Source organism: Nocardia sp. NBC_00565 (assembly GCF_036345915.1).
In the GTDB taxonomy this organism is placed as follows: Bacteria; Actinomycetota; Actinomycetes; order Mycobacteriales; family Mycobacteriaceae; genus Nocardia.
The window spans coordinates 509,690-521,993 of the sequence record NZ_CP107785.1; the positions used below are offsets into that span (position 1 = coordinate 509,690).

Sequence of the window (12,304 nt, forward strand, 5' to 3'; positions counted from 1 at the left end):
TGGTGGACGGCTACGAAATGCAGTGCTGTCACTTCTAGTGTGGCCGCGGTGTCTATTCCTGAAAGTGCGAGCTCGAGTGGTGCCGAGTCGCAGTTCGTGATTCCGTAGCCCAGGGATACATGCGGAATCGTCGGTGCCGCGGGGAGCGGACGCTCCGCCCAAAGATATGCGCTGCAGCGGCGCGAGTACGGTCGAGAAGCGACTGCCATCGACAGTCGTTCGGGCCGACCATTCCAACGCTGTCCTGGCGAACGAGCGGGCCGGACAGGGGATCGCGAACTTTGCGGTACCAGCGGCGATCTCCCCGAGTTCGACAGCGAACAGATCGAGCAGTGTTCGATCAATTTCATTGCGCCACCAAGGGATCCGGGTAATTGTTGCGTGCAGCCATCGGGGTTCCACTACGGCGCATCCTTCGAACCTCTCGATCGCATCGAATGCGGGCCGCATCGACGACGTGAAGTCGGCATCCGGCAGCACATAGATGTGCAATGAGTCGCGAAGCCTTGGCCACCCAAGGACATCCGGATCGAAGAGGTTCCGCACGAGCCGATCCTCGGTGCCGCCGCAGTCCGCGCACACTCCTCATGCCGCATACTGCTTGTCCACCAGATCATTTGGGGCGTGCTATCGGGAACGGTTGGGTAGGCCGTCCGGCGAGGTGCCTGCAGTGTGCGGGTCCTTTTCCGGGCGGCCTCCCGCCGAACCGGACGTGCCAGTTTCCCGGCATCCGGCTCTCCAGTGACTATTCCGTGGTGGTCCTGGGTTGGCCGGGGTGGATCGTGTCGTGGCAGGGCGGGCAGACCACGAGGGTCTTGCGTCGCTTTCGTGCCATGATCGTGTCCCATGCCGGTTGATCAGGGCCGGTGGGTGCGAGGTCGGCGAGTTTCGCGACGTGGTGGACTTGCATTTCGCCGTGGTGCCCGCAGAGCTCGCAGGTTCCGCGCAGGAGCCGGGTGATGATCTCCTTGCGTGTCAAGGGGTTCCGGGTGTGGACGCGATCGGTCAGGATCGCGGTCTTGCGCCGGGTGAGGGGGATGCCTCCGAACCGTGCGACCAGGGGCCTGCTGCTGTTGGGACGGTGGCGGGTTGCTTCCATGCAGGTGCGCAGACCGCGCGGTGTTGTGATGGTGGCCCGATGTCGGGCCGCCATCTTGGTCACCGACGATTTATGCTTGCCCGCAAGCGTTTTCAACAGCGAGGTCTGGATCACCCAGTGCAGCCGTTCGAGACGGTGAACGTCTGCGGCGAGTAGGTAATAGTTGACCAGGCCCCGATAGATGCCCCCGAACGCTGCGACGATGCTGTAGTCGTCGAAGTTCTGCAGGGTCCGCTGCGCGGTGGGTTTGCCGCCGCGCAGGTATGGCGCGCACGAGGTTTTGATCACCGGGATCGGCACCCGTAGCCGGATGGCGCCCTCGGCGGTTCTGCGGCCGCCGGTGCCGGTCTGAGTGGTGATCTCGTATCCGAGGAATCGTGCCGCGCGGGTGCGCGCGTGCGTGATCAGCGTTTTCTCCTGTGACAGGTCCAGGCGCAGGTCGTTGCGCATGAACCGAGTCAGCCGCTGTTTGATGTCCTCGGCCTCGGTTTTCGGCCCGGCGAATCCGAGCAAAACGTCGTCGGCATAGCGAATGTAGCGCAAGCGACGGTAGCCGGGATCGCGGCAGTCGACGCTGGGCAGGCGAGCCAGCCGTGCGCGCCACTGCCGCACCATATCCCGGTCACCACGCCTGCGCGCCCGCGCGAGCCGGTGACGAATCCGCTCGTATTCAGCGTTACGGATTCTTCTTGTCCCCCTTGTATATTCGGGAATGAGTGTGTTCTCAACGTAGGTGTCCAACCGGTGCAGGTAGATATTGCACAGGATCGGCGACACGACACCCCCTTGCGGGGCACCCGACACGGTGGCATTCCATGTCCAATCCTCGAGGTATCCGGCGTTGAGCATGTTGCGCATCAGCCGCAGGAACCGGTTGTCGTGAATCTTTTCCGCCAGGATCTCGATCATGACGTCGTGATCGAGACTGCCGAAGCAATCGGCGACATCGCCCTCGACGAACCAGGTTGTCCCGGTCCAGGTATCGTCCACCTCGCCCAGGGCGGTGTGGCAGCCTCGGCCAGGACGGAACCCGTGGGAGCGGTCGGAGAACCGCGGCTCGTAATACGCCTCCAACAGCAGGCGGACCACTTCGCCGAGTACCTTGTCCGACCAGGTCGGCAGTCCCAGCGGGCGCAGTTTCCCATTGCGTTTGGGAATCCAGACCCGTCGGGCGGGGCTGAACCGGTAGCGCTCGTGGCGCACCGCGTCGATGATGCGGTGAATCCGGTTCAGCGACATGCCGTCCACGGTTTCTGCGGTGGCTCCGGGTGTCATCGCACCCTTGTTGGCGTAGATGCGTCCGTAGGCCACCAAATACAACTGTGGGTTGAACAACTGTCGATACAACTCATCTAGCGGCAGCCCCTTGCTGCCGCGATCACGGAGGACACCCAGCACCGTTGCGGCGCTCTACATTTCGCATACCTCCCAGTTCCTGTGGTGTCCGATCACCTGTCGTCCTTCGCCCTGTGGACGGTTTTCCCGTCCTCCTCGGCCGGGCGTGACTCCGGCGACTACTACGACGACTCCGTCGCCCTAGGACTCGCGTCCCGTAGACGATCCCGCGTTCGTCTTCGTCGTACGTATCGAGCGCGACGTAGGCGGCCGCAGGGTAGGCTGCATGGCGAGGTATCTGTTCTACCGAATAGACCCTTTTCCAGCAGCCCCCCTCCGAACCGGGCATGCGAGCTTTCCCCGCACCACGGCTCTCCGGTGACTATTCCTTGAGTGCGGTTTTCTTCCCGTCATGGATTCTGTCGTGGCAACTGCCGCAGACCACAAGGGATTTGCGGCGCATTGTTGTCATGAGTTCAGCCCATGCGGGCCGGTCGGGTCCCAGTCGTTCGAGGTCGGCGAGCTTGCGGACGTGATGAACGCGCATATCGTCTTTCTGCTCGCAGATCTCGCACCTGCCCTTGAGGAGCCGAGTGATCAGTTCCTTGCGGGGGTAGGTGATTTCGCTTGGTATACGGTCGATGACGACCGCGTTCCTCTGCCGTTTCAACGGAATCCCGCCGAACCGAGCTACCAGTGGTTTCCTGCCTTCCCGTTCCACGGGGACTTGAAAGCACGTGCGCAATCCATGTGGTGTCTCGACGACCGCTCTATGACGTGCGGCCATCTTCGTGACCGTGGACTGATGCTTTGCTGCCAGCGTCTTCAGCATGGAGGTCTTAGCGACCCATTCCAGCCGCCGCAGCCGATAGACGTCGCCAGCCAACAGGTAATACTGGATCACGCCCCTGTACTCGGCCCCATATGTCGCGACGATGCTGTAGTCGTCTCGGTTGACCAGTTGGTTCCGACGCGCGGGTTTTCCGCGCCGGAGGTAGGGGGCGCATTTGGCCGCGATCACCGGCAGTGGCACGCGCAGCCCGATCTTCCCGTTGACCATGCGCCGGTCGCCGGTGAGCTTGCAGTCGCCGTGTTGAACGGTGATTTCATAGCCGAGGAATCTGGCAGCCCCGGTACGGGCGTGCGTGATCAGCGTCTTCTCTTGTGACAGTTCCAGCTTGAGATCATCACGTAGGAATATCGCCAAGCGCTGTTTTATTTCCTCGGCTTCGGCTTTCGGTCCGATGAATCCGAGCAAGGCGTCGTCTGCGTATCGCACATAATGCAACCTCCGGAAGCGTGGATCGTTCGGATCCCTGCTCGGCAGGCGGCGTTGCTGTTTGCGCAGTTCCCGCACGGTAGTGCGGTCGCCACGTTTGCGGGCTCGCGCAATCGCATTCTCGACCTTCTTGTAGGCAGGACTGGCTGTCCTGCGTGCTCCTCGGGTATAGTTCGGGATCAAAACTGTTTCAACAAAAGTGTCGAGCTTATCCAGGTAGATATTCGAGAGGATTGGGGATACGACGCCGCCTTGCGGTGCGCCGGACAGCGTCTTTTTGTAAACCCAGTCTTCGAGATATCCGGCTGTCAGCATATTCCGCACAAGTCGCAGGAACCGATTGTCGTGAAGATTCTCCGCCAGCGTCGAGAGCATGATCTGATGGTCAAGACTCCCGAAGTAGTCGGAGATATCCAACTCAACAAACCAGGTCGTCCCGGTCCCGGTCTTTTCCACCTCGCGCAAGGCGGTGTGGCAGCCCCGTCCCGGGCGGAACCTATGAGAATGGCCAGATAATCGGGTCTCGTAGTACGCTTCGAGAAGAAGGCGGACCACTTCACCGACCAGTTTGTCCGACCATGTCGGCATCCCCAGCGGACGTAATTTCCCATTCTTTTTCGGGATGTAGGTCCGCCGCACCGGCGCGAACCGATAGCGCTCGTGGCGCATCGCCTCGATGATCGCGTCGATTTTCGCGATGGACATGCCGTCCGCGGTTTCCTGCGTGACTCCTGGCGTCATCGCTCCCTGGTTAGAGTAGATCCGCCCATAAGCCAACAGATACAGCTCGGGATTCCACAATTGTCGATACAGTTCATTACACGGCAATCCTTTCCTGCCGCGTTCGCGGATGACACTCAATACCGTTTCGGCGTCCTGCATTTCACAGACCTCTCGGAATTAATGAGCATCCAGTCACCTGTGCCTCTTGGCCCTGTGGACGGCTTTCCCGTCCTCCCTGGTGGGGCGTGACTCCCACGACTACTACAGACACTCCGTCACCATAGGACTCGCGTCCCTTAGGTGATCCCACGTTCGTCCTTACCGTACGTAATAGCGTGATTTAGGCGTCCCGTTCGCCCCCTTTAATACCCTCGCTGGGCATCGCTCCATACCCTGGAGGTTGCGACGACCTGAATGGGATGCCATCGCAGGGCTGGCGCCGGTTTCAGATGTCTTTCCGGCGGATGAGGAGTTGCATCTTCTGGGGGCTGGGTTTCAGGCAATCCAGCTTTCACCGTGTCACGCGGATCTCTCAACGCATCATTCCGTACACCTGGACATGATCGTTGATTTTCTGCCATGCTCCTGTCCCTTTCACCTTTCGGATCCAGGTAAGGCATCAGATCCAGAAACGTTCCTCCAAGTTCCTCCCGACTGAGCCGGGAATACGGTCAGGCGCCTCGTGGCGCAGCACTCATCTCCTTGAATGTCCTCACTGGACATCGCTCCGAATCCGGAAGGCGGGCCGGCCAGCGGACGAGACCGGCCCGGGACACAGCGTCGGCGATCAGGCATCTTTCCGACGGGCGGGCATTTGCACCCGCTGGAGATTGGGCTTCAGGCAATCCAGCTTTCACCAATATCGCGCGGGTCTCCCGACGCACCGTCCCCGATACCTGGGTTCGGTCACCGGTTTCCTGACATGCTCTTGTCCCCGTTAACCTTTCGGCGCCGGGTAAGTCATCAGACCCAAGGACCTCCTTCCAATCCTTCCCGGCTGCGCCGGGGATATGACGAAGCGCCGCACGGCGCACTCCGCTCATGCCGATGACCGCGCACGCAGAAGGGCCGCCGTGTCGGGATCGGTGTAACGCGGCCTGGCGCCGTGACAGGGCTCGAGAACCACAGAGATCTCTCACAAGTCATGGGAGCGAGGCCCGACCCGGCCCAGTAGCGTCCAGGGCGAACGAAGGAGATCGAACATGACTGGTGGGCGCAACGGATTCCTGCTGCTCGGTGGTGCGGCGTCGGTCGGGGCGGGTGCGTTGCACCTGTTCGCCGCGGGACTGCATACCGAGCACGCCACCCTCGCCCGGCTGATGGTCGTGCTCGCGGCAGCACAATGCGCGGGCGGGCTGCTGGCGTCGGTGAGCACGCGAAAGGCCATGCCGGTCACGGTGATCGGGGTGAACCTCGTCGCGGTGGTGATCTGGGGGTACACCCGGTTCGCGGGGCTGCCGTGGCCGGACGGCCTCGACACGGCGGAGGCGCCGCAGTTCCTCGACAGCACGTGCGCGGCGCTGGGGCTGCTCGCGATCGCCGGTGCAACCGTCACCCTGGCGCGCCCCAGGGCGACACTGCCCACGGCACCGACCGCGGCCGCCGCCGGTCTGGCCGGCGCCCTCGCCGTCGCGGCGATGCTCGGCGGCGCCGGACACGTGCACAGCCACGACACCGGCGACCATACCCATGCCGGCGGCGACCACACCGACCACGGGACCGGCACCGCATGGCCGCGGCCGTGGGATCCGGCGACCCCGGTCGATGTGTCCGGCGTGCCGGGCGTGACCGCCGCGCAGGAGCGGCGCGCGACCGCCCTGATTCGCAGCACCCTCGACCAGCTGCCCGCGTTCGCCGACGTCAGTTCCATCGGCGCACTGGGCTTTCGCTCCATCGGCGACTCGGCCACCGGTTACGAGCATTACATCAACCCCGGCTACATCCGCGACGACCGATTCCTCGACGCTACCCACCCGGAGTCCCTGGTTTACCGGGTCGACGGCGCCGATCGGACCCTGGTCTCGGCGATGTACATCGCCAGGGGCAAGAAGATCGACGACACCGAGCTGGTGGACTACGGCGGGCCCCTGATGCAGTGGCACGTCCACGACAACCTCTGCTGGAAGAACGGCGCCGACGGTCCTCAGGTCGCCGGTGTCACCGACGCCCAGGGCACCTGCCCGCCCAACTCGATCAACCCCGGCGCGGGGAATCCGATGGTCCATGTCTGGATCACCGCCAACCAGTGCGGACCGTTCGCGGCCCTGGAAGGCCACGGCGCAGGGCAGGCAGCTACCACTGTGGACGGCCGCCGCACCGACACCTGCTCCCACGATCACACCGGCGGGCACCGCTGAGTGGCCCCTCGCCCTAGCATGAACTCCTATGCACCCCGTTCCTTCCCGAAAAGGCCAGCGCTGCTGCGGAACTCACTAGATCAACGAGTGACAAGCTGTCGGCGTCGCCTGCAGCGGAGCACCACGGAACTCGCCAGAGGTTGGACTGCGACGCGACACCAGGCACCGGCACTCCCCACGCTGACGCCGAACGGTTGGGTCGGCCGTCCGGCGAGGTGCCCGTAGTGTGCGGGTCCTTTTCCGGGCGGCCTCCCGCCGAACCGGACTTGATGGTTTCCCGATCATCCGGCTCTCCAGTGACTACTCCGTGGTGGTGGCCCGGGTGTGGTCGGAGTGGATCAGGTCATGGCAGGGCGGGCAGACCACGAGGGTTTTGCGTCGCTTTCGTGCCAGGATCGTGTCCCATGCCGGTTGGCCGGGGCCGGTGGGTGCGAGGTCGGCGAGTTTCGCGACATGGTGGACGTCCACTGCGCCGTGACTTCCGCAGAGCTCGCAGGTGTCGCGCAGGAGCCGGGTGATGATCTCCTTGCGGGACAAGGGGTTTCGGGTGTGGACGCGGTCGGTGAGGATCGCGGTCCTGCGCCGGGTGAGAGGGATGCCTCCGAACCGTGCGGCCAGGGGCTTGCTGTTGTGACGGTGGCGGGCTGCCTCGAAGCAGGTGCGCAGACCGTGCGGTGTTGTGATGGTGGCCCGGTGTCGGGCCGCCATCTTGACTACCGACGATTTGTGCTTGCCTGCAAGCATTTTCAACAGCGAGGTCTGCATCACCCAGTGCAGTCGTTCGAGGCGATGAACGTCTGCGGCGAGTAGGTAATAGTTGACCAGGCCCCGATAGATGCCTGCGTATGCTGCGACGATGCCGTAGTCGTCGAGGTTCTGCAAGGCGCGCTGCGCGGCGGGTTTGCCGCCCCGCAGATAGGGTGCGCACGAGGTTTTGATCACCGGGATCGGCACCCGCAGCCGGATAGCGCCTTCGGCGGTCTTGCGGCCGCCGGCACCGGTTTGGGTGGTGATCTCGTATCGGAGGAATCGTGCCGCGCGGGTGCGCGCGTGGGTGATCAGCGTCTTCTCCTGCGACAGCTCCAAGCGCAGGTCGGTGCGCATGAACCTGGTCAGCCGCTGTTTGATGGCCTCGGCCTCGGCCTCGGTTTTCGGTCCGGCGAATCCGAGCAAAACGTCGTCGGCGTAGCGGGTATACCGCAGTCGACGGTAACCGGGGTCACGGCAGTCGACGCTGGGCAGGCGAGCCAGCCGAGCGCGTAACTGACGCACCATATCCCGGTCTCCACGTCTGCGGGCTCGCGCCAGCCGGTGACGGATCCGCTCGTATTCGGCGTTCCGGGTTCTTCTTGTCCCCCTGGTGTATTCAGGGATGAGCGTGACGCTCGCGGAAGGCCCCTGCCTGCTTGGGCAGGTAGATCCGACGACCCGAACTCCGGATGCAAGGGCAGCGATTCAGCCAATTGGCCACAGGCCCCAGCCGACGAAAACTGAGAACCGCGGATCTCATGCGGCCCGAACAACGGCGGCCAACGGGTCAGCTGGCGATCCTCGCCGACGATGACGCCGTGCCGACCCAGGAACTGCGCCGGATGGGGCTTGATCCGAAGGCGATCGCCCAACACCTCCTCGCCGCGATTCACTCCGACGGATACCGGACAACACGGCAGCGCGCCAAGTTCGCCGACGGCCGAACCATCGAGCGATTGCCCGATGGCCGGGTAGTCACCAATTTGGCCAGACGGCCGGCGTGCGGAACTACACGAGGAGTCCTGATACGACGAATAGCCCCCTCAGCCCGTGGCTTGGGTTCACGTGGTCGTCGCAATGCTCTCGATGTGAGGGGTTGCGGCGACCGTGTCGTTTTCGGAGGATGTGGTCCCGTTCGGTGACGAGCTGGTCCAGTTGGTCAGCTGTGCGGGAAGCCGCAGCGGTGTTGGGGATTACGCGGCCGCGGTGTTATGCGATCCTGCGGGTGAAGGGCATGGTTCGCAGAATGGACACGCCGCCGATGTCCTGCAAGAGGAATCTTGGAATATTCGACGTCGAGTGGGATGCCCGGCCTATATTCGGCTGAACCATATTCAGCCTGTTGTCCGCTCTGGCCCGATTGGGCACGATAGCCTTTCGCTATGTATCGCATCTACAGATTCCTGGCCGGAACTGCGGCGGTATCGCTGGTCGCGGGGAGCGTTGTCGCCGGGGGCGCGCACGCCGCGCCTGCCGAGCAGCTGTCGTGTGGAGTGTCGTCCGGGCGAGAGCCGGAACGGGCGGCCCCGGAACAGGTTGGACTGGATTCGGGACTACTCGCGGACGCCGTGGCATTCGCGAGCGCGCGTAATCGGTTGAATGTGCAGGTGTTCCGGCACAACTGCCTGATCGGTGAGGGGCCGACGAACGACGCGACCGGAAATGTCGCCTGGAATATCTGGAGTGCGACGAAGAGCGTTGTGTCGTTGCTCGCCGGAATAGCCTGGGATCAGGGGAAACTCGATATAGCAGCGCCGATCGATCGGTATCTGCCGCCCGGCCTCGGTGATGCGCAGCATCGGTCGATCACCGTGGAGAATCTGCTGACCGAATCGTCCGGCCTGGCGGTGGGTATACTCTCCGAGGGTATCACCGGGGTGATTCCGATCGATCCGAATAGTGCCGTGCAGGCGCTCGGAGTGCCGTTGGAGAATCCGCCGGGCGCGGCATTCAGTTACAGCGAACGCGCTGTCGATCTGCTCGCCTATGTCATCGAGTTGGCCATGGGTGAGCCATTACAGCAGTTCGCGCAACGTGAGCTTTTCGATCCGCTCGGCATCGAACGCGGTGATTATTATTGGGCGCGCGATCGCGCCGGTCACACCTACGGATACGCCTATCTGCTGATCCCGCCGAACAATTTCGCGAAGCTCGGCCTGCTGGTGAGCAACAACGGACGCTGGGGCACGCGGCAACTCGTCTCCGAGACCTATCTGCGCATGGCACGCCAGCCGTCACCAGCGAACAAGTGCTTCGGCTACCTGTTCTGGATCGGCCTCGGATGCTCTGAGAACTCCGGCTTCCAGCCCGCCGACATGTACTTCATGGTCGGACTCGGCATGCAGAACGTCTTCATCGTGCCGAGTCTGGATTTGACGGTGGTGTGGACCGGAGTCTTCGGAAATGTCAGCAACCAGGGCATTGCGGAGGCCCTGCAGAACACCACGGAGCTGCCGCACGAATTCTTCCGCCGACTGTTCGCGGCATTCCAGGACCATCCGGTGCCCGATCCCGGTCCGTATGTCGAACCGCCGCCACGCGAGGATCCGGGCAAGTACGTGGATACGAATCTGCTGATCGCCGTCTTCGGTGTCGGGCCCGCGGCATATCCGGGCTGCAATGTCTTCAGCTGCCTGAACTACCCGTTGGCACCACCATTAGCGGATACCCCGCCGGGCTGCGTCGTTCAAGTCTGCCTCGGTCCGGATCCGCGCACGCCCGGCATCCGCTGAATCGGACGCCGAAGAAGGGGCGCCTATCAGCTCGGAAATCCGGCGTTAGCGCTCATGTCGCTACGAGATCCGGGTCGACGGTGTCTTGGCCGGCTTCACGAAAGCATTCAGTTGCCGCACTGGACAAGGTCACGACTCTTGACCTCAGAGGCAACTTGCTCACCCTCCCGATCGCCGACGGCGGTGTGCTCTACGTTGAACCACTGTTCACCGAGCGGATCTCGACAACACCGAGCGGATCGACGTTCCCACAACTAGCACGGGTCCTCGTCAGCTACCGCGACCCCGGCACCGGCGGCGTTCGCGTCGGCTACGCCCCAACCCTCGCCGAGGCGCTCGACCAAGTGTTCGGCGCGAATACCGGTCGGCTCGCAACCGCACCCGGCGGCGGCCCCGCGGCCCCGCCGCCACCGGGCCAGCAGCCCGCGCCTCCACCGCCGGCGCCTCCACCAGGGGAATCCCCGCAGGCTGTGGATCAGGCGAAGATCGCCGAACTCAACGCGCAGATCGAGGCCATCCGCGCGGCGCTCGACCGTCTCCAACAGCAGTTGAACGACCTCGAACGTCCCCGTCGATGAGGCTTCTTTCAGCTAGCACGACAGTTGTATTTCGTTGTGCTGCAAGCGAGTTGGTTCTGGGGTAGTTTGGCGCGGGTGCTGGATGATGTTGTGGCCGAGGATGTTTCGGCTTGGCGAGTGGGTTTCGATGAGGTGTTCGCGCGGGTAGCGGGGGTGTTCTATCGGACTGAGCCGCGGCGGTGGGCGCGGGCGTATCTGACGGGGTTGTTGGCGCCGGTGGAGCGCAAGAACTCCTGGCAGTTGGCCGATGCCGCCGGCGTGGTGGAGCCGGACGGTTTGCAGCATTTCCTGAACAGGTCCAGGTGGAGTGCTGATGATCTGCGTGATCATGTGCGCTCGTATGTGGCCGAGTCATTGGCCTGCCCGGACGGTGTCCTGGTGCCGGATGAGACCGGGTTCGTCAAGAAGGGCACGAAGTCGGCCGGGGTTCAACGCCAGTATTCCGGCACCGCGGGCAGGGTGGAGAACAGTCAGTTGGGGGTGTTTTTGGCCTACTCCGGCCGCGCTGGGCGTGCGTTGATCGACCGGGAGCTGTATATACCCGAATCATGGATCAGCGACCGAGACCGCTGTAGCGAAGCGGGAATACCCGAAAAGCGTTGCAGTGAAGGTGTTTTGACCAAGCCGCGACTGGCCGAGGCCATGATCGAGCGGACACTGAGGGCCGGGGTGGTCGCGGGGTGGGTGGCCGCTGACTCCGCCTACGGCCGTGACGGGAAGTTCCGGGCATTCCTGGAGGCTCGTCGGATGTCCTATGTCCTCGAGGTGCCGGTCAAACAGACCGTCACCGATATCGACGGGCGTCGTCGGGTCGACACTCTCATCGGCCGTGCTCCCGCCGAGGCATGGCACCGGGTTTCGTGCGGACCTGGGGTTCGAGGCGAGCGCGTCTACGACTTCGCGTGGGCCACGCTGCCCGGCTTCGGTGACCTCCCGGCCGGGTTCGTGCGCACCCTACTCGCCCGGCGATCGGTCGAGGACCCCGCCGATATTGCCTACTACCTGTGCTTTCACCCCGACACCGTGACTCGTGAGCAGATCGTCGCCGTCGCTGGAGCCCGGTGGGCGATCGAGGAATGCTTCCAAGCCGCCAAAGACCAATGCGGCCTCGACCACTACCAGGTACGCCGATGGGACCCCTGGTACCGCCACATCACCCTGGCCATGCTCGCCCACGCCTTCCTCGCAGTCACCGCCGCCACCGACCCAAAAGCCCACGCGGGCTGGGCCCGATCACAGTCGCCGAAATCCGCCGTCTCCTGGCGATAGTGCTCCACCCAGCCCGCACCCTCACCCACGCACTCGCCGCCTCCCGCTGGCGCCGACGCCACCAAACCCGCGTCCGACAAACCAGATACCATCGACAACGACTGTGACACAACGAAATACAACTGTCGTGCTAGCACGACAGTTGTATTTCGTTGTGCTGCAGGTTGGTTCGCTCTGGCGTA

General features: G+C 63.5%; 6 protein-coding genes and 1 pseudogene. 4 read left to right on the forward strand and 3 right to left on the reverse strand.

Annotation, left to right across the window (positions count from 1 at the left end; genetic code table 11):
* Positions 1-745: 745 nt before the first annotated feature.
* A complete protein-coding gene (locus OG874_RS02750; protein WP_330253548.1) occupies positions 746-2,497 on the reverse strand; it encodes a reverse transcriptase domain-containing protein in 1,752 nt (583 codons plus the stop codon).
* Positions 2,498-2,816: 319 nt separating this feature from the next.
* A complete protein-coding gene (locus OG874_RS02755) occupies positions 2,817-4,595 on the reverse strand; it encodes a reverse transcriptase/maturase family protein (protein WP_330253549.1) in 1,779 nt (592 codons plus the stop codon).
* 1,043 nt (positions 4,596-5,638) lie between these two features.
* On the opposite strand from OG874_RS02755, the gene OG874_RS02760 reads away from it, so the two are divergent.
* On the forward strand, positions 5,639-6,793 hold the full coding sequence (locus tag OG874_RS02760) for a hypothetical protein (protein WP_330253550.1): 1,155 nt from the start codon (positions 5,639-5,641) through the stop codon (positions 6,791-6,793).
* Between the two features lie 300 nt (positions 6,794-7,093).
* Here the strand turns inward: OG874_RS02760 and OG874_RS02765 are convergent, their stop codons facing one another.
* Positions 7,094-8,068, reverse strand: coding sequence for an HNH endonuclease (locus tag OG874_RS02765; RefSeq protein ID WP_330253551.1), 975 nt, complete (start codon positions 8,066-8,068; stop codon positions 7,094-7,096).
* A gap of 857 nt (positions 8,069-8,925) precedes the next feature.
* Here OG874_RS02765 and OG874_RS02770 point away from each other — a divergent pair.
* The 3 genes and pseudogenes from OG874_RS02770 (at position 8,926) to OG874_RS02780 (ending at position 12,122) form a co-directional block, all read left to right on the forward strand.
* Positions 8,926-10,275 (forward strand): serine hydrolase domain-containing protein, encoded by a 1,350-nt coding sequence (locus tag OG874_RS02770; RefSeq protein ID WP_330253552.1) that lies wholly within the window; start codon positions 8,926-8,928, stop codon positions 10,273-10,275.
* A gap of 149 nt (positions 10,276-10,424) precedes the next feature.
* Positions 10,425-10,853 (forward strand): annotated as a pseudogene (locus tag OG874_RS02775) (UPF0182 family protein); the annotation flags it as partial.
* Between the two features lie 90 nt (positions 10,854-10,943).
* Positions 10,944-12,122 (forward strand): IS701 family transposase, encoded by a 1,179-nt coding sequence (locus OG874_RS02780; RefSeq protein WP_442943482.1) that lies wholly within the window; start codon positions 10,944-10,946, stop codon positions 12,120-12,122.
* Positions 12,123-12,304 lie beyond the last annotated feature (182 nt).